The sequence below is a fragment of the Paenibacillus mobilis genome, from assembly GCF_058267595.1.
The window spans coordinates 83009-101503 of record NZ_JBZCMS010000011.1; the positions used below are offsets into that span (position 1 = coordinate 83009).

Here is an 18495-nt window from a genome sequence, read left to right on the forward strand (position 1 = left end):
ATGGAGGAATCCAATAATAGGTAGACATGCCCTTGGAACCATATTTTACAGTGAGTTTACAATTAGAATCATTTCGTTTTACATTCCGATTGTAAAATCAAAGATGGTTTACAATTCATTTGCTAGGGCAAATCGAAGGAGAAGTCGATGAAACCTATTATTCACATCAACCAGTTAAACTTATATTACGGTTTGTTCCATGCGCTTAAAGATGTTTCCATGGATATACCGGAGAAAGAGATTACCGCGTTCATTGGACCGTCGGGCTGCGGGAAGTCTACGCTGCTTCGCACCTTGAACCGTATGAATGATATGATTCCAGGCACCAGAATCGAAGGCAAGGTAGAAGTTGGGGGCAGCGATATTTATAGCGATCAGGTTGAGGTGGAAGCGCTGAGACGGAATGTAGGCATGGTGTTCCAGCAGCCGAACCCTTTTCCGAAAACCATATATGATAATGTGGCTTACGGTCCCAGACTGCATGGGATCCGCAGCCGTTCCGAACTGGACGCCATCGTGGAGCGAAGCCTCCGCCAAGCCGCCTTGTGGGATGAAGTGAAGGATTATTTAAAACGCTCCGCGCTTCGTTTGTCCGGCGGACAGCAGCAGCGTTTGTGCATCGCGCGAGCGCTGGCCGTGCAGCCCGACGTCTTGCTGATGGATGAAGCGACGTCGGCGCTTGACCCGATCTCCACTTTGAAGATCGAAGAGCTTGTTCAGGAGCTGAAGAGCAGCTACACCCTTGTGATGGTTACCCATAATATGCACCAGGCCGCCCGGATTTCCGGCCGCACCGTGTTTTTCCTCAATGGTGAGGTTGTGGAAGCGAGCGAAACCCAGCAGTTGTTCTCGAATCCTCGGGATTCCCGGACCGAAGATTATATCTCCGGCCGTTTTGGATAAATGAAAGGGGCAGATGCCGATGATACAGAGAAAAGAATTCGATTTGCATTTGGAAGGCCTGCGGCAGCTGCTCCGCGAAATGGGCGAACATGTGAAGGGCGCTCTTCAGAACGCGGTTTCCTCTCTGCAGAACACGAATCTTGAACAAGCGCAAGAAGTGGTAGCCAAAGATGCTCAGCTGAACCGCATGGAAGAGCAGGTGATGGAACTGGGCTCCAAACTGATCGTCACCCAGCAGCCTGTGGCGAAGGATCTGCGTAAAATCATCGTGGCCTTCAAAATCTCCAGCGATTTGGAGCGGATGGGAGACCTGGCTTTGGACATTGCCAAAGTAACCATCCGGCTTGACGGCCAAAGCTTGATTAAACCGCTGATCGACATTCCTAAAATGGCGAGCCTTGTGGAAAAGATGGTGGAGGATTCCCTGAATTCCTACCTCGACGAAAATACGGATTTGGCTTATAAAATGGCCCAGGATGACGATGAAGTTGATCACCTGTACAGCCAGATTCTCCGCGATCTCTATGAAATCATGAACAAAGATCCGGAGCAGATTCATCAGGCTCTGCTGCTTACGCTGGTGGGCCGCTATATCGAGCGGATCGGCGATCATGCCACCAATATCGGCGAAAGCACGGTTTATCTGGTCACCGGCACGCGTCCCGATTTGAATCAATAAGAGATAGATCGTGTGAATTGGATTTTGTTATTTGGATAAAAAAATAACCTGGATGTTCAAGCGGGCTACAGAAACTGTTCTGTAGCCTTTTTCTTGTTTTTGCTGCTGCGCAGCGCTGTGTTATCATAAGAGACAGGAAGCCAAACCTAAGAACGAGGTGCAAGAGATGGATAAATTGATCCTGATTGACGGGAACAGCATTATATACAGGGCGTTTTTCGCCATGCCGCCGCTTACGAATTCGGCCGGTCAGCATACGAATGCCGTATACGGATTTACGAACATGCTGCTGCGGTTAATCCAGGAGGAGCAGCCAAGCCACATTCTGGTTGCTTTTGACGCGGGCAAGCAAACCTTCCGCCATGAGGGATACAAAGATTACAAAGGCGGACGGGAGAAAACGCCCCCGGAGCTCTCTGAGCAATTTCCGATGCTGAAGGAGCTGCTCGACAGCTTTGGCATTGCGCGTTACGAGTCCGAAGGTTTTGAAGCGGACGATATCATCGGGGCCGTGAGCAAACGGGCGGACGAGGAAGGCCGGCAGGTGCTTGTCGTCACCGGCGACAAAGATATGCTTCAGCTCGTATCGGACAACGTCCAGGTCGCTTTGACCCGGAAGGGCGTTACGGAAGTAGAGCCTTACGGTTATGCCGAAATCCAGGAGCGCTACGGACTGAAACCCGAGCAGATTACGGACCTTAAAGGCCTTATGGGCGATACCTCGGATAATATTCCGGGCGTGCCGGGCATCGGTGAGAAAACGGCGCTGAAGCTGCTGCACCAGTATGGCAGCGTAGAAGAAGTGCTGGCAAAAACGGACGAGCTTAAAGGGAAAATGAAAGAAAACCTGGTGAACCATGCGGAAGATGCCCGGATGAGCAAACAGCTGGCTACCATTCATCGCGAAATGCCGGTGGACCGAAGCTGGGAGGAAATGGCCTTTGCGGGTCTTGCTGAAGAGAAAGCGGCTCCCATGCTCCGCAAGCTGGAATTCAAATCCCTGCTGGAGCGGTTGTCTTTTTCGTCGGAAGGCGGTGGAGGGATTGCAGGAGAGGCTGAACGGGATGAAGCCGAGGAGCTGGATTATGTGGTTTGTACGGAGAAAAATCTCTCTGAACTGCTGCAAGTCCTTTCATCGGTCCAGTTCATTCATATCGAAACAAGCGGGGACAATCCGCACCAGGCTGAAGTTGTTGGCATTGCCTTATTCGCTCAAGAGAAATATTACATAGTTCCTTATGAACTTATGAAAAAAGAAGAAGCCAAACCTTTGGCGGATTGGCTTGGCGATGAATTCATAGCCAAAAACGGCTATGACCTGCACCGGGCGGATCTGGCTCTTCACTGGCACGGGATTCCGTTTGCAGGCGCCGCTTTTGATGTCAGCATCGCCGCTTATCTGCTGGATCCGACAGGCGGAGACCAGAGCGTTTCCGCGCTGGCCGATAAATACGGCCTGGCTACGCTTCCTTCCGACGAAAGCGTATTTGGCAAAGGGGCCAAATACAAAGTGCCGGAAGAGGAAACGCTGGGCCATCATCTGGCCCGGAAAACGGCAGCGCTTGCCAAGCTTTTGCCTCTCCAGAAAGAGGACTTGGAGAAAAGCGGCATGAGCAAACTCTTTTTCGATCTGGAAATGCCTCTTTCCCGGATTCTGGCCGATATGGAGAAACAGGGCGTTTCCGTCAACCGGGAGGATTTGCAGAACCTTGGCGTTGAATTCCAGGGGCAGATCGATAAGCTGGTCGCTCGAATTTACGACATTGCAGGGACGGAGTTTAACCTCAATTCGCCGAAGCAGCTCGGGGAAATTTTGTTTGATAAAATGCAGCTGCCGGTCATCAAGAAAACGAAAACCGGCTATTCCACCGACGCGGATGTTTTGGAAAAGCTGGCTCCTTACCATGATATCGTGAAATACATTCTCGATTACCGTCAGCTGGCCAAGCTGCAGTCGACTTATGTAGAGGGACTTTTGAAGGAAATACGCCCTGAAACGGGCAAGGTGCATACTTATTTCCGTCAAACGATTACGGCTACGGGACGGCTGAGCAGTCAATATCCGAACCTGCAGAACATTCCGATCCGTTTGGAGGAAGGCCGGAAAATCCGCAAGGTGTTTGTTCCTTCGGAGCCGGGCTGGCACATCCTGGCAGCGGACTATTCCCAGATTGAGCTGCGGGTGCTTGCGCATATTTCCGGGGATGAGCGGCTTAAGGAAGCGTTTTTGCAGGAGATGGACATTCATACGAAGACGGCCAGCGACGTGTTTGGCGTGCCGCAGGAGCAGGTGGATTCCAATATGCGCCGCTCCGCGAAAGCCGTCAACTTTGGCATAGTATACGGAATCAGCGATTACGGCTTGTCCCAAAACCTGAATATCACCCGGAAGGAAGCCGGCCAGTTTATCGAACAGTATTTCGCCGTCTTCCAGGGGGTGCGCAAGTATATGGATTCCATCGTTAAAGAAGCGAAGCGGGACGGCTACGTAACTACGCTGCTGGAGCGGAGACGTTACCTGCCGGAAATCAACGCCAGCAACTTTAATCTGCGTTCGTTTGCGGAAAGAACGGCCATGAATACGCCGATTCAGGGAACGGCGGCCGATATCATTAAGCTGGCGATGGTGCGCATGGTGGAAACGCTGAGCGAACGGAAGCTGAAGAGCCGCATGCTGCTTCAGGTTCATGACGAACTTGTTTTTGAAGTTCCAGAGGATGAGCTTGCGCTTATGACCGGACTGGTGCCGGAAGTGATGGAGAAAGCGCTGGAGCTGTCCGTACCGCTCAAAGCGGAGGTCAGCAGCGGGAACAACTGGTACGAGGCTAAATAAAGGCGCACGGCCTGCTTTTTTCCGGTATAATGGGACATGAGGTGAAGGAAGTATGCCGGAGTTGCCGGAAGTTGAAACCGTAAGACGAACATTAACCGAATTAGTTACAGGCAAGAAGATAGAGAAAGTGACCGTTTCGCTGCCGCGGATCATTCAGCGGCCTGACGATGCGGAGTTGTTCAGCCGCGAACTGGAAGGACATACGATTACGGGAGTCGGCCGCAGAGGCAAATTCCTGCGCATCGAAATGGACAATCTGGTGCTCGTCTCCCATCTGCGGATGGAAGGGCGTTACGGATTGTACCGCAGCGACGAGCCGGTGGAGAAACATACGCACGTGATCTTTCATTTTACGGACGGGACTGAGCTCCGTTACCGGGATGTGCGCCAATTCGGCACGATGCATTTGTTTGCGCCCGGCGAGGAATTCAGGAACAAGCCGCTGCTGAAGCTGGGGCTGGAGCCGCTGGATGACAGTTTTACCTTTGAAGCCTTCAGGCAGGTTCTGGCCGGGCGGAAAACAAAAATCAAAGTAGCCCTGCTCAATCAGGAATACATTGTAGGGCTTGGCAATATTTATGTGGATGAAGCTTTATTCCGTGCCGGGATTCATCCGGAGCGTCCTGCGGACTCGCTTAGCTGCGAAGAATTCAGGAATTTGTACGAGAGCGTGATCTCTACTTTGACCGAAGCGGTAAATGCCGGCGGCTCCTCCATCAAGTCCTATGTTAATGGACAAGGGGAAATGGGCATGTTCCAGCAGCAGCTGCAAATCTACGGCCGCAAAAATGAAATCTGCAACCGCTGCGGCGGCGTGATCGAGAAGTCTGTCGTGGGCGGAAGGGGTACGCATTACTGCCCGAACTGCCAGCGGCTGCAACAATGATTTAATGAGGTGAATGTAATTGAAGATCGGGCTGACAGGCGGAATCGCTACGGGAAAAAGTACCGTTTCCCGAATGCTCACACGCCGGGGAGCGCTGTTGATTGATGCTGATGTATTGGCTCGCGAGGTAATGGAGCCCGGGCATCCGGTATTGGAGGCTGTCGTGCAGCGTTTTGGAAAGGACATGCTTCTGCCGGATGGAACGCTGAACCGCAAGAAGCTTGGTGCCCTTGTCTTTTCCCGTCCGGAAGAACGTCTTGCGCTTAACGCGATTACGCATCCGGCCATCCGGGCGGAAACCAAGAGGCGCATGGATGCGTATGAAGCGGAGTTTCCGGATAAACTGGTTGTGGCGGATATTCCGCTGCTTTACGAGTCCGGACTTGCTCCGCTTTATGAAACCATTATGGTGGTATATGTACCTCGTGAAGTCCAGCTGGCACGCCTGATGGAACGCGATGGTCTTAATGCCCTCCAGGCTGAAGCCCGATTGTCCGCCCAAATGGACATTGAACGAAAGAAAGAGCTTGCGGACATTGTTATTGACAATAGTTTGGGACTTGAAGAGACCGAAGCGCAGATTGAAGCGTTTTGGAAAAGCCGTGGGTTGTTATGAAGTGGCTGCGCAAGAAAAGGGTACTGCTGCTTTTGTTCCTGGGATTTGTCGTGCTGCTGTTTATGAATACGCAGTGGCTTTCCCTTTTTTATCCGATCTATTATAAAGACGATATCCGAAAGCATTCGCAGAATAATCAGCTTGATCCGTTTATGGTTGCCGCCATTATCAAGGTTGAAACGAATTATAAAACCAGCAGGCAGTCTAAAAAGGGCGCGCTTGGCGTCATGCAAATTATGCCGGATACAGCGCAATGGGTGTTGGAAAAAGCCAAACTTCCCAACGTTTCCATGGACAGGATCAATGATGAGACAGGGACGAACATTGAAATCGGCACCTGGTATCTGAAGAATTTATCGGATCAGTTTAACGGAAATATGATTGCAGTCATTGCTGCTTATAATGCCGGGCCTACAAGGGTTAAAAACTGGTTGAAGAGCGGAACATGGGACGGCACTGTGGAAACAACCAAAAATATCCCGCTTGGCGAAACCAGGCATTATGTACAGCGGGTCGTGCATTATTATGAGCAGTACACAAACATCTATGAGCATTTCTAAAAAACAAAACGCCGGAGAGAATGTAGAATTCTCCCCGGCGCTGCTCAGCTGTTTGTCAGTTCATTATTTGAATTGACCAGCCAGTTGTTGTTCTGCCAGTGTTACAAGACGTTTAGTGATGTAACCCCCGATAGAACCGTTTTCGTAAGAAGTCAAGTTGCCTGCATATCCATCTTGTGGAAAAGAAATGCCGAGTTCTTGAGCAATTTCATATTTCATTTGCTCGAGTGCGCCGGATGCTTGTCTAACTACCAGGTTGTTGGAGCTGCCACTGTTGTTGTTTGCCATTGTCTTTTTCACCTCCTTGGGTTGGTAACTGTATTATGTGCCGTATTACGAAATCTACTCACAAAGTTTTAAATTTTTAGATGGAATTGTTAACCAAATGTAAGAAAACCTTGATTTGTTAAGAAAGGAGAGGATATTTTGAAGTGTCCTTATTGCGATTATAACGGGACAAAGGTGCTGGATTCCCGGCCTGCGAATGAAAACCGCTCCATTCGCAGGCGCCGGGAATGCGAAAAATGCAGCCGCAGGTTTACTACCTTCGAAATGGTGGAGGAAACGCCGCTGATCGTCATTAAAAAAGGCGGCAGCCGCGAGGAATTCAGCCGGGAGAAAATGCTGCGCGGCCTGATCCGCGCCTGCGAAAAACGGCCGGTGTCCGTAGAACAGCTGGAATCCATTGTAACCGAGGTCGAAACCTCGTTGCGGAATACGGCGGTCGCCGAAGTGGAAAGCATGCAGATCGGGGAATTGGTGATGGAGCATCTATATCCGGTTGATGAAGTGGCTTATGTCCGTTTTGCCTCCGTTTACCGCCAATTCAAAGACATCGACATGTTTATGCGCGAATTGAAGGGGCTGCTGTCTAAAGACGGGGATGGCGGAGAGTAGCCGGAATTGAGGTTTAAGGTAACGCTTTAAATGAATCAAACGAATCCGCCTGTCATAAGGCGGTTTTTTTATGGACTTTAAAGTTAACAAACATAGGCAGGCAGGATGCTCGCAGCGCCTTGTAATAATTTTCTGTACAAACAATCTGCGGATGCAGTAACATGTGAGAGGGCGTTCTAAAAGTCCGGGAAGGAAGGACACTTTTCATGAAAGCTGCCGTACTTTTTATACTTGCGGGGTTGGCTGAAATTGGAGGCGGATATCTGATCTGGCTGTGGCTGCGTGACGGAAAAAGCTGGCTTTACGGCGGGTTGGGAGCTTTGCTGCTGATCTCCTACGGCATAGTGGCGACTATGCAGTCCTTCTCGTCCTTTGGCCGTATTTACGCGGCTTACGGCGGGATTTTTATTGTGTTGTCCGTCCTGTGGGGATGGTGGGTAGACCGTAAAAACCCGGACGCTTATGACTGGGTAGGCATGGTCATTTGTCTGGTGGGAGCATTAGTGATGCTTGCGCCCCGCAAATGAACGACAAGCCCGGATTTTTTATGCGAAGAAGGAATTAACACTCATGAAGGAATCAAAATCGGTTTATGTGAATGCGGTACTGTTGACCATTGGGGTTATCTCGATCGGGTTATCCTCCATTCTGATCAAGTGGTCTTCCGCGCCGGCCTCCGTGCTGGGGATGTACAGGCTTTTTTTTACGCTTATCCTGATTACGCCCATGATGCTTAAAGTGTCTTTACGTTCCGTCCTTAAGGAGCTTTCGAAGAAAGAGATGCTGCTGCTCGTGCTGGCGGGTCTTTTTTTGGGACTGCATTTCCTGCTTTGGATGGAATCCTTGGCTTATACGTCCGTAGCCAGCTCCATGATTTTGCTGTCGCTGCAGCCGGTATTTATTATGCTCGGTTCTTTCCTCCTGTTTAAGGAACGGACTACCGGGGGCGGCGTGCTGGCGTTAAGCGTGGCCGTCATCGGCTCAGCGGTTACTGCTTGGGGCGACATCGGGGTCTCTTCACAGGCCATGTATGGCGACGTTTTGTCGTTGCTCGGGGCCGTGGCTTCTTCGCTTTATATGCTGACCGGCCAAAACCTGGTGCGGAAAATCCCGCCCATTGCCTACAGCTATATTGTCTTTTTTGTGGGCGGTGTCGTAATGCTGATCTACAATTTGGTCCAGGGAACCCCTTTATTTGAATACGGTACGAAGGAATGGGTGCTGTTTCTGCTGCTTGCCATCGTACCTACGATTTTCGGACAAATGTTATTTAACCGGCTGCTGGGATCGCTGGGAGCAACCACGATTTCCATGGTCATCATTGCCGAACCGGCGGTAGCCATCATCCTGGCCGCATTCCTGTTAAGCGAGAAAATTACGCTGCTTCAGGCGGTTGGGGGAATCGTCACTTTAATGGGGATCGGATTGTTTTTCTGGTTTAAGCAAATGATGATTAAAAGGGGTCAAAAAAGTTTAAGGTAATTTTCAGCTTTCTATAAGGTTGCCTTAATCTAAGGCGTGTATATTGAAATTACCCTCTTAATGATAAATTGGTTGGCGGGAATTTGCTGGGTGGGGCCGGCAGATTCCCGATCAGCCGGATTAAAGTTCCTCCCTAATGGTTACTACCTTTTATACATAAAAAGACACGCACAAAAGACCTTGCTGATGCAGGGCCTTTTGTATTTGTACAGTACATTGCTGTTCTGTATAGCCATAATTCTGGGCAGGTGCGGAAAAACGAATCCAAAGCCATTTAGCCCACAGCAAACAAAGATAAAGGTCATATGGTATAGAGTATTCCAACAAGAGGAGGTCGTAAATCATGGGTGAAGTAGCAGGAGTAGGATACGGCGGCGTAGGCGGAGCATTCACTTCCACGGGTGCAATTCTGGTGTTGTTCATTCTGTTGGTTATCATTTCCCGCGCTTGGCTGCTGTAATGTCCGCCTAGCTTAAGGATAAGATCATAGGATTTAGCCCCCTTGCTGCTTTGCAGTGAGGGGGTTTTTAGATAAAGAAATAAATGACAAAAAAATATTGACAGGCCCAAGTCTGGCATGATATTATCTATCTTGTCGCTGCTGAAGTTACTGAGTAACTAACAGCAACAAAAGATATGCGGTTGTGGCGGAATTGGCAGACGCGCACGGTTCAGGTCCGTGTGGGCTAACCCCCGTGGAGGTTCGAGTCCTCTCAACCGCATCCATATATACGGGGCCTTAGCTCAGCTGGGAGAGCGCATCGCTGGCAGCGATGAGGTCAGGGGTTCGATCCCCCTAGGCTCCATATTATAAAGCGTTGACCTTTTGAGGGTCAGCGCTTTTTGTTGTTTAGCCAAGTCTACGCTGAGCTGGGTGATTCAAACAAAACCAGCAGGAGCAGAGGGGGTAGCTCGAGCTGCTCAAAAGGTCGCATCAACCTGCGAGCAAACCGCGGGGTTTCAGCCTCAGCCCAAGTTTACCGTAATTTTTGTATTTCTGGATCATGCGATGATGACTGCAGCAGAGGGGCCGAAATGCTAAATAACCTGTTCATCCCAAACCTAATGTGGGATAATTTACAAAAAGACGAAAGGGGATTCGGTATGAACCGGACGGGGGAACCAGCAATCGTCATCCGTGATTTGAGAAAGAAATTTGGAGGAAGGTTTGTTTTGAACGGGATTGACCTGACGGTTGATCCGGGCCAGATTATCGGGTACATCGGTCCGAACGGCGCCGGAAAAAGCACCACGGTTAAAATCATGCTCGGCCTAGTGCAGGGCTATACCGGCGAGGTGCGCATTTTCGGGAAAAATATTGCCGAAGCGGGGCCTGAATATAAACGCAGAATCGGTTACGTGCCCGAAGTTGCAGAGCTTTATGATGCGCTGACAGCCCGCGAGTATTTGACCTTTATTGGCAGGTTATATGGAATCGACGCCCATGAGGCGGAGCTCAAGGGCCTGCAGCTGGCGGAAATTCTCGGGCTGCATAACGCTTTTGACAGCCGGATTTCCTCTTATTCAAAAGGGATGAGGCAGAAGGTGATGCTGATCTCCAGCCTGCTGCATAATCCGGATATTCTGTTCCTGGACGAGCCGTTGAGCGGGCTTGACGCCAACAGCGTCATGGTCGTAAAGGAGATCTTGGAGCTGCTGTCCCGGCAGGGTAAAACGATTTTTTATTCCTCGCATATTATGGACGTTGTTGAAAAAATCAGCAGTCGCATCATTTTACTCCATGACGGGCGGATTGCGGCCGACGGCAGTTTTGAAGAGCTGAAGCAGCAAAACCTGGAGAGCAGCCTTGAGGATATTTTTACGCAGCTGACGGGATTTGACGAGCACCGGAGCCTTGCCGAAAGGTTTGTTGCGGCCGTAAACGGGGTGCCGGAATGAAGGAATTCCGAATTTTAAAAATGCTGGACCGGCTCCGTACGCCGCTGGAAAAGATGGGGGTGCAATACCCGGAGCTGCGGCTGATTTTGCAGGTCAAGCTGACGACGGACGGGCGCAGGGTGCCCACGATTGGGGCTAATTCTTTTTCGCGCAGAAAAAAAGGGACTCTTCTGGGGGGAGTCTCGTCCAGTACGGACACCTATGAAGATACGGATTCCGGCAGCCGGTATATCGGCTCTTTATGGCTTTATGTGTTGATCGGGCTTGTACTGGTTCCGTTTATGCTCATGGGCAATCATTATTTGCTTCAGATGGGCCTCGTTTTTGGCATTATTTTTTTTATGGTGACAAGCTCGCTGATCTCGGACTTTTCATCGGTGCTGTTGGATATCCGCGATAAAGCGGTTCTCTTATCCAGACCCGTCAACCCGCGGACCGTCAATTTGGCAAAAATGATACATATCCTGATCTACATGACGTCTCTAACAGCGGCGATCACGCTTCCTTCGTTGGTTGCGGCGCTTCTAAAGCATGGTTTTGCTTTTTTGCTGCTGTACTTGGCGGAGATCCTTTTGCTGGATGGCCTGATTGTGGCGCTGACGGCGCTGCTGTATTTTCTGGTGCTGCGCTTTTTTAACGGTGAGCTGCTGAAGGATATCATCAACTATGTACAGATTGGGCTGACGATTGCCATTACGGTTGGATATCAGCTGGTATTTCGTTTGTTTGACCTGACGTCCCTTTCGATGAACTTCGAGCCGCGGTGGTGGCAGTACCTTCTGCCCCCAGTTTGGTTTGCAGGTCCCTTTGAGGTGCTGCTGAACGGGCGGCATTCGGGCCTTTACGTTTCTTTTGCCCTGCTTGCCCTGCTCGTCCCGATCTTCGCTTTAGCGCTGTATATTCGGCTGATGCCTTTGTTTGAGCAAAACCTGCAAAAACTGTCCGAGCAGGAGGGGGAGGGACGCCGCAGGAAGTTCAGGTTTTATGAGCAAATCGGAACGTGGGTCTGCCGGACCAAGGAGGAGGCTGCCTTTTTTAATTTCGCCTCGATTATGATGGCCAGGGAACGGGATTTTAAGCTGAAGGTGTATCCGTCGCTCGGTTTTTCGATTATTTTTCCGTTTATTTTCCTGCTGACGAATTTGAAAGACGGATCAAGCTTCGCCGAGATTTCAGCCGGCCGGAGTTATCTGTTCATCTATTTTTGCGGCCTGTTGATTCCGACGGTGATTCTGATGCTCAAATATTCCGGAAAATATAAGGGAGCTTGGATTTTTGAAGCCATCCCGGTCGTTCGCGGGAACGATATTTACAAAGGAACGCTGAAAGCTTTTCTGATGCGTCTGCTGATCCCTTTATTCCTGGTGGATGCCGTTATATTCATAGCGATATTTGGTTTTCGGATTCTTCCGGATCTGATCGTGGTACTGTTTGTTCTCTTTCTGTACACGTACCTCTCGTTTCTCATATTGGGCAAAGAGCAGCCTTTTTCCCGGCCGTTCGAAACGGTGCCCGATTCCGGCCGGGGATTTAAAATGCTGGGCATGCTGATCCTTTTAGGCGGGTTTGCGCTGGTGCATTATGTTGCCATTCGGCTGGATTACGGCATTTACGTTTATATGGCCCTTTTGCTTGGGGTGAATGTTTGGGCATGGAGCAAGGGGTTCCAAGCCGCGGTCCAGGAGTTGTCCTGAGGGTCACGGGTTACAGGCTGTTTAATACGCCGCTTCCTTCCCGGATCAGCCTTTCGGCAAGCGCGGCCATTTCTTCAGGTGTTTCTTTCATGCCGGAAGCGAGCCACTCCTGCAGCAGCCCGAAGCTTCCGGCCAAAATGAAACAAAGATGATAAGCAAATAGGTTCATGCTGCTTGCATCATGTGTGGTTTCCCAAAACGCTAAAGCCCTTTCCTTCACTAGCTTTTTGCAATTTTCCAAAAAAGCGATATCCCCCCGTTCGCTCAAGAGCGCAGGGGTAATATCCGCATTCCGCGAGAGAAGCCGAAAGATTTCCGTCATTAATAAAGGCAGGGAATCGTTCGGCTTTTCATATACCTGGTCTAAAATTTGGTTCAATTCATCCAGAATCCCCCGTTCGATTTGCTCCATCAAATCAAAGACGTCCCGGTAATGCAAATAGAAGGTTCCTCTGCTGATATGGGCTTTTTCGGCGATTTCGCGAACGGTAATTTCCTTGATGCTTTTTGAAGTCATATACTCAGCAAGTGCGCTGCGAATAAGCTTCCGAGTCTTGTAAACACGCTGGTCTTCCTGTGCGCTCCTCATCGATCCATCGCTCCCCTAAACATGAATTTCCTCGATAATTGACACATTTTCGAGAAGTGCCTATTAAGTGACTATTCCCTTTAAATTGAACATTGAACGAAAGAAAAAAAGAATTATACTAAATCGTAGTCAAATATTAGACTTTTGTCAATTATTTCGGTAGGCGCACAAATATGATTTTATAGATTGGAGCTGTATGGGAAAATGGGCGATAAAACGCAAAGAGTGATTTTGATTACTGGCGCTTCTTCGGGGATCGGGGAGGCGGCTGCCATCCGGCTGAGCCGGGCGGGGCATATCGTTTTTGCTGCTGCACGGAGGGTGGAGCGGATGGAAGGGCTGAAAAAGGCGGGCATTCATACGTTAAACATGGATGTTACCGATGATGAAGCTATGCAGTCAGGTATCCGGGAGATTGTGCAAACTTATGGCAGAATTGATGTTTTGGTTAACAACGCCGGTTACGGCTCTTACGGCGCTTTGGAAGACGTGCCTTTATCCGAAGCGCAGAGACAATTCGATGTGAATGTTTTTGGCCTGGCGCGCTTGACCCAATTGGTGCTGCCGCATATGCGGAAAAATCGTTTCGGAAGGATCATCAACATTTCTTCCATTGGTGGAAAAATACACGAACCGCTGGGGGCTTGGTATCATGCCACGAAGTTTGCCGTTGAGGGGTTAAGCGACTGTTTAAGGGTGGAGGTCGCACCGTTTGGCATCGACGTCGTCGTTATTGAACCGGGGGCAATCCATACGGAATGGCCGGGAATCGCGGCGGATCACATGCTGAAGACTTCCGGCCGGGGCGCCTACGCCAGGCTGGCGGAAAATCGTGCCGCATTTTTACGAAGCCAGGAACAAGGAGGCTCGGATCCGGACGTGATCGCCAAAGGCATCGAGAAGGCCATACAGGCGTCAAAGCCGAAAACGAGGTATGCTTTAGGGAAAATGGCAAAATCGGCCGTATGGACAAGAAGGCTGGTTTCCGACAGACTGATGGATAAAATCGTAGCTGGTTTGTCCAGATAAGAAAAAAATAAAAAACATCGCCGCGCCGCTTCATCAGTCGGACAGGCGATGTTTTTTATTTTTTTGCAGGATGTCCTTGAGGTTATTCTAAGCAAGCGAACCGTTTCATTCTTTGATGAACGGTCCGCCCGGTCATCTACAATCTCATCCAGCATCGCCTTCATCCCCTTTCAAAGGTTTTCCTCAGCCTTGCAGCTCTACGGTTTTGGTTGCGATCTTTCGTGTGAATTCGCTGTCATGCTCCACAAAAACCAAAGTTGGCGCGTGTTCGAGCAGCACTTCTTCAATCTGCATCCGGGAGATGACGTCGATGAAGTTCAGCGGTTCATCCCAAAGGTGCAGATGGGCTTCTTCGGACAAGCTTTTGGCGATCAGCACTTTTTTCTTCTGGCCCCCGCTGAACATGGCCATGTCTTTCTCGAACTGCAGGCGGGAGAAGTCCAGCTTTCGCAAAATTGCCTTGAACAAGCTTTCGTCAATCCCCTGCTCCCGGGCATAGCCGGATAAGTTTCCGCTTAAATGGGAGGTGTCCTGGGAGACATAGGAGATTTTCAGGCCGCTGCCTGGATGAAAAGTCCCGGTAAACGGAATAGCTTCACCCAGAATCAGCTTAAGCAAACTGGATTTGCCGGAGCCGTTTTGGCCGGACAGGGCGATCCGGTCGCCAAGCTCGATAGTAAAGCTGATGTCCCGGCAAACCGTTTTTTCTCCATAACGGATAGAGACGTGATCCAGTTCGGCCAACTGCGATTTAGGGTAAGCCAATTGCGAGATTTGCAGGCTTTCCGATGATTCGATGTTTTTAAGCAGCTTGGATTTTTCTTCGATCGCCGATTGCTGTCTCTGCTCAATGGATTTGGAGCGCTTCATCATTTTGGCGGCTTTATGGCCGATGTACCCTTTATCGACCTTGGAGCCAGAATTTCGTGTCCCGTTTTTGGTTTTTTCCACCTCATGCGACCATTGGCCGGTTCTTTTGGAGGCGCCCGACAGCCGTTTGATGTCTTTGCGGAGTTTTTCGTTTTCGTTCAGTTCAAATTGGTCCTGGAGCTGCTTATTGGCCCACCAAGTGGAGAAATTGCCTTTTTGAATCTCGATGTTGGTTTTGTTGATCGATAAAATGTGATCGACGCATCGGTCCAGGAACGCCCGGTCGTGGGAAACCAGAATAAACCCGCTTTTGCCGTTTAAATATTCGCTGACCAGCTTTCTGGCATGCCTATCCAGATGGTTGGTCGGCTCGTCGATGAGCAGGAAATGATTTTCCTTCAAAAATAAAGCCGCCAGCTGCACTTTCGTTTGCTCCCCGTTGGATAAAGTATTATAGGGACGGTACAGCACGTCTTCCGAAACCTTAAGCAGGGAAAGCTCGCGCTGCAGCTGCCACAGCACATAATCCGGATAGATGTCGCTGACGATGTCCAGCACAAGGTACTCCGGATGCCTCACGGGAAAAGGAAAATAATCAAAGCTGACCGGAGACGAAATCGTCCCGCCGTATTCCATTTTGCCGAGAAGCAGGTTCAGGAATGTCGTTTTGCCGCGCCCGTTTCTTCCCGTAAACCCCAATTTCCAGTCGGTATCGATCTGGAAGCTGACTTGTTCAAAAATGTTGTCGCAGCTGCCTTCATAAGCAAAGGTCAGGCCAGACACGTTGATCGTTGACATGGTTATTCCCTCCTGCTGTAAAAAAATAAAATGAGCTGCAAGAAAAGTTACTTTTCCCGCAGCTCAAAAAAATACAGCAGACCGGCCCCCTCCGGAGGGCCGGGCAATCTATTTTCCGAGTGAGAGAATAAGTAAATTTCTTGCGGCAGCCCGAACAAAACAAACACCCGAACGCAAACCAGGTTTGTTTTATTCTTAAAAACCGGCAAGAAATCTTACATTATTCAATCACTCCCATCCGTAAATTTGGTGTCATCTTAACATACCGGGGGAAAGGAATCAACTTATAGCCTCGAGGCATTGGGCATCCGGCCATAGAACCCAAAAGCGTTTTCTTACATGGATTTAATGCAGGGGTGTTTTTTACCAAACAATTCTATTCTATGATTACAGAACCCAATCCTTTCAGGATCAGACTTCTCTGGGAATCTAATAGGTTTTCTGTTATTTACAGGAAAATCTATTGATTTTATAGTTAGATAGGGAAGCGATTAAACTCTATTTTATAGAAAGAGGAGGAATTTCATTCATGGAATTAGGTAAAAAACCATTAAGCAGGATTCTTGCCGCCGCTCTGATTACGGCTGGGCTGCTGCCGGCTTTTGCAGGAAATACCGCAGCAGCCGGTACAGCGGAAGACACGGGGGCAGCAAAAGGTTTTGATCTCCGTATTTTACATACGAATGATACGCATGCCCATTTGGACAACATCGCCCGCCGGGTAACCGCGGTGAACGAAGCCAAAACGGACAGCACGCTGCTGCTGGATGCCGGGGATGTTTTTTCCGGGACTTTGTATTTCAATCAGTATAATGGATTAGCGGACCTGTATTTCATGAATAAAATGGGCTATGACGCCATGACGTTTGGCAACCACGAGTTTGACAAAGGCCCCAAAACGCTGGCGGAGTTTGTAAAAGGGGCCCAGTTTCCGTTTGTAAGCGCAAATATCGATTTCAGCACTGAACCGGCTTTGAACGGCAGTTTTCATGAAACGATCGGTCAGCCGGGCGAAAATGGACAGATTTATCCGGCCATCATTAAAGAAGTGAACGGGGAAAAAGTCGGGATTATCGGGCTGACAACGCCGGAATCGTCCGTGCTGTCTTCTCCGGGTAAAAATATTAAATTTGAAGATGAAGTCGAGCAAGCCCAGAAGGCGGTCGATGCTTTGGAAGAAGCGGGCATCAACAAAATTATTGCGCTTACGCACCTCGGTTACACCGTTGACCAGGAGCTGGCGGAAGAAGTGAAAGGCCTGGACGTCATTGTGGGCGGCCATTCCCATACCCAGCTTAACGATGCGGAAGTGCATCACAAGGATGCCGAACCGACGCTGATCGTACAAACCGGGGAATACGACAACAACCTCGGCCAGCTTGACGTGACGTTTGACGATAAAGGCGTGCTTACAGCCTGGAAGGACAAGCTGATTGCCCTGGACGCCCAGGATGCCGCCGGCAATTACGTAATTAAAAGCGACCCTGACGCAGAAGCAAAGCTGGCGGAGTATGCCAAGCCGCTGGAAGAATTGAAGCAGACGGTGATCGGGGAAGCCGACGTGGATTTGAACGGTGAACGCGACAATGTCCGCAGTCAGGAGACCAATCTGGGCGACCTGATGGCTGACGGCATGCGCGCCAAAGTGATGAGCATCGTAAGCGAACCGGATGTGAAAGGTTACGTCACGATTCAAAACGGCGGCGGCATCCGCGCTTCGATCAAGTCCGGCGATATTACGCTTGGCGATCTGCTGACCGTCATGCCGTTCGGGAACAACCTGACGGCCCTGAAGATGACCGGCAAAGAAATTACGGCTGCTCTGGAGAACGGCGTAAGCGGCATTGAAGAAGGGGAGGGACGTTTCCCTCAAGTGTCCGGCTTGCGATTCTATTACGATTCGGCAAAACCGCGCGAAGTTGTGGATGACGTAACCGGCGAGAAGAAACAGGAAGGCAGCCGCGTTGAGAAGGTGCAAATCCAGAACAATGACGGTACTTATACGGATATTGATCCGAATGCTTATTATATCGTGGCTACCAACTCTTACATGGCGGACGGCGGAGACTTCTACAGCTCCATGAAAGAAGCTAAAAATGACGGCCGTTTCTACGAACTGAATCTGGTAGATTACGAAGTTTTCCATGAATACCTGGATAAAGTCGGAGCGGTGAACATCTCTACGCAAGGCCGCATTACCGATCTGAAAGGGGCGGCGCTTCCGGGTGAAGCCGGAGGTTCGGCCGGTTCGGCCACGGGGTCGGAAGGAAACGGCATTACCTTTACCGATCTGGCCAAGGATACAGCCGCCGCCGCGATTCAGGCCGCCGCTGACGCCGGACTTATCAAAGGTTACGGCGATGGTACCTTCCGTCCGGACCAGCCGGTTACCCGGGCGGAATTCGCGGTTATGGTGAACCGCGCGTTCCAACTGACGGCTACCACTGCGGAGCCAGGTTATTCGGACGAAAAAAGCATCCCGGCTTGGGCGCTGCCTTCCGTTGCTGCTTTAAAAGCAGCCGGTCTGCTTGATGCTTTCCAAGGAAATGTTTTTAAAGCCAATCAAACCGTAACGGCCAGCGAAGCGGCTTCTGTTTTATCCGCGGCCTCTGGCCAGGATGCCGGCGCTGCTCCGGCAAGCGAAACTGTTACGCGCAGAGATGTAGTATTGATGCTTGCCGCAGCGGTGAAATCATAATCGCGCTAAGGCATTAATAAAATCCCCCTTGATTTTTTGCTGGAGTGTAAATGCCGGCGAAC

The 18495-nt window shown here is 50.1% G+C and carries 17 protein-coding genes and 2 tRNA genes; 16 read left to right on the forward strand and 3 right to left on the reverse strand.

Annotated elements, in window-relative coordinates; translation table 11 throughout:
* Window positions 1-147: 147 nt before the first annotated feature.
* The 6 genes from pstB (at window position 148) to AC3ZPD_RS18650 (ending at window position 6477) form a co-directional block, all read left to right on the forward strand.
* Window positions 148-903, forward strand: coding sequence for a phosphate ABC transporter ATP-binding protein PstB (gene pstB / locus AC3ZPD_RS18625; protein WP_490985778.1), 756 nt, complete (start codon window positions 148-150; stop codon window positions 901-903).
* 19 nt (window positions 904-922) lie between these two features.
* On the forward strand, window positions 923-1582 hold the full coding sequence (gene phoU / locus AC3ZPD_RS18630) for a phosphate signaling complex protein PhoU (protein ID WP_490985779.1): 660 nt from the start codon (window positions 923-925) through the stop codon (window positions 1580-1582).
* 166 nt (window positions 1583-1748) lie between these two features.
* Window positions 1749-4415: a DNA polymerase I gene (polA, locus tag AC3ZPD_RS18635; protein WP_490985780.1), complete on the forward strand. Its 2667-nt coding sequence runs from the start codon at window positions 1749-1751 to the stop codon at window positions 4413-4415.
* Window positions 4416-4467: 52 nt separating this feature from the next.
* Entirely contained in the window at window positions 4468-5301 is an 834-nt protein-coding gene (mutM, locus tag AC3ZPD_RS18640) for a DNA-formamidopyrimidine glycosylase (protein ID WP_490985781.1), read from the forward strand.
* A 19-nt stretch (window positions 5302-5320) separates the two neighbouring features.
* Window positions 5321-5917 carry a dephospho-CoA kinase gene (coaE, locus tag AC3ZPD_RS18645; RefSeq protein ID WP_490985782.1) on the forward strand — a complete coding sequence of 199 codons (597 nt, stop codon included), beginning with the start codon at window positions 5321-5323 and terminating at the stop codon, window positions 5915-5917.
* Window positions 5914-6477 (forward strand): lytic transglycosylase domain-containing protein, encoded by a 564-nt coding sequence (locus AC3ZPD_RS18650; RefSeq protein WP_490985841.1) that lies wholly within the window; start codon window positions 5914-5916, stop codon window positions 6475-6477. The genes coaE and AC3ZPD_RS18650 overlap by 4 nt, the downstream gene beginning before the upstream one ends.
* Window positions 6478-6540: 63 nt before the next feature.
* Here AC3ZPD_RS18650 and AC3ZPD_RS18655 read toward each other — a convergent pair whose 3' ends face one another.
* Entirely contained in the window at window positions 6541-6765 is a 225-nt protein-coding gene (locus AC3ZPD_RS18655; RefSeq protein ID WP_490985783.1) for an alpha/beta-type small acid-soluble spore protein, read from the reverse strand.
* Between the two features lie 138 nt (window positions 6766-6903).
* Here AC3ZPD_RS18655 and nrdR point away from each other — a divergent pair, with 138 nt between their 5' ends.
* The 8 genes from nrdR to AC3ZPD_RS18695 all read left to right on the forward strand — a co-directional run bounded on the left by nrdR (window position 6904) and on the right by AC3ZPD_RS18695 (window position 12449).
* A complete protein-coding gene (gene nrdR / locus AC3ZPD_RS18660) occupies window positions 6904-7374 on the forward strand; it encodes a transcriptional regulator NrdR (protein ID WP_490985784.1) in 471 nt (156 codons plus the stop codon).
* 206 nt (window positions 7375-7580) lie between these two features.
* The gene (locus AC3ZPD_RS18665) at window positions 7581-7901 is read left to right on the forward strand and encodes a YnfA family protein (protein WP_490985785.1); all 321 of its coding nucleotides are present in this window, start codon (window positions 7581-7583) and stop codon (window positions 7899-7901) included.
* 43 nt (window positions 7902-7944) lie between these two features.
* The gene (locus AC3ZPD_RS18670) at window positions 7945-8856 is read left to right on the forward strand and encodes a DMT family transporter (RefSeq protein WP_490985786.1); all 912 of its coding nucleotides are present in this window, start codon (window positions 7945-7947) and stop codon (window positions 8854-8856) included.
* A 343-nt stretch (window positions 8857-9199) separates the two neighbouring features.
* Window positions 9200-9316: a YjcZ family sporulation protein gene (locus tag AC3ZPD_RS18675; RefSeq protein ID WP_490985787.1), complete on the forward strand. Its 117-nt coding sequence runs from the start codon at window positions 9200-9202 to the stop codon at window positions 9314-9316.
* A 178-nt stretch (window positions 9317-9494) separates the two neighbouring features.
* Window positions 9495-9578: transfer RNA gene (locus AC3ZPD_RS18680), tRNA-Leu, on the forward strand.
* Window positions 9579-9589: 11 nt separating this feature from the next.
* Window positions 9590-9662, forward strand: a tRNA-Ala gene (locus AC3ZPD_RS18685).
* A gap of 298 nt (window positions 9663-9960) precedes the next feature.
* Window positions 9961-10755, forward strand: a complete 795-nt coding sequence (locus AC3ZPD_RS18690) for an ABC transporter ATP-binding protein (RefSeq protein ID WP_490985788.1) — start codon at window positions 9961-9963, stop codon at window positions 10753-10755.
* Window positions 10752-12449, forward strand: a complete 1698-nt coding sequence (locus tag AC3ZPD_RS18695) for a hypothetical protein (RefSeq protein WP_490985789.1) — start codon at window positions 10752-10754, stop codon at window positions 12447-12449. The genes AC3ZPD_RS18690 and AC3ZPD_RS18695 overlap by 4 nt, the downstream gene beginning before the upstream one ends.
* A 10-nt stretch (window positions 12450-12459) precedes the next feature.
* On the opposite strand, the gene AC3ZPD_RS18700 is transcribed toward AC3ZPD_RS18695, so the two are convergent.
* Window positions 12460-13038, reverse strand: coding sequence for a TetR/AcrR family transcriptional regulator (locus AC3ZPD_RS18700; protein ID WP_490985790.1), 579 nt, complete (start codon window positions 13036-13038; stop codon window positions 12460-12462).
* A 204-nt stretch (window positions 13039-13242) separates the two neighbouring features.
* Here AC3ZPD_RS18700 and AC3ZPD_RS18705 point away from each other — a divergent pair, with 204 nt between their 5' ends.
* A complete protein-coding gene (locus AC3ZPD_RS18705) occupies window positions 13243-14067 on the forward strand; it encodes an oxidoreductase (RefSeq protein WP_490985791.1) in 825 nt (274 codons plus the stop codon).
* A 183-nt stretch (window positions 14068-14250) separates the two neighbouring features.
* On the opposite strand, the gene abc-f is transcribed toward AC3ZPD_RS18705, so the two are convergent.
* Window positions 14251-15735 carry a ribosomal protection-like ABC-F family protein gene (gene abc-f, locus AC3ZPD_RS18710; RefSeq protein ID WP_490985792.1) on the reverse strand — a complete coding sequence of 495 codons (1485 nt, stop codon included), beginning with the start codon at window positions 15733-15735 and terminating at the stop codon, window positions 14251-14253.
* Window positions 15736-16264: 529 nt separating this feature from the next.
* On the opposite strand from abc-f, the gene AC3ZPD_RS18715 reads away from it, so the two are divergent.
* Window positions 16265-18433 (forward strand): 5'-nucleotidase C-terminal domain-containing protein, encoded by a 2169-nt coding sequence (locus AC3ZPD_RS18715; RefSeq protein WP_490985793.1) that lies wholly within the window; start codon window positions 16265-16267, stop codon window positions 18431-18433.
* The last annotated feature ends 62 nt before the right edge of the window (window positions 18434-18495 follow it).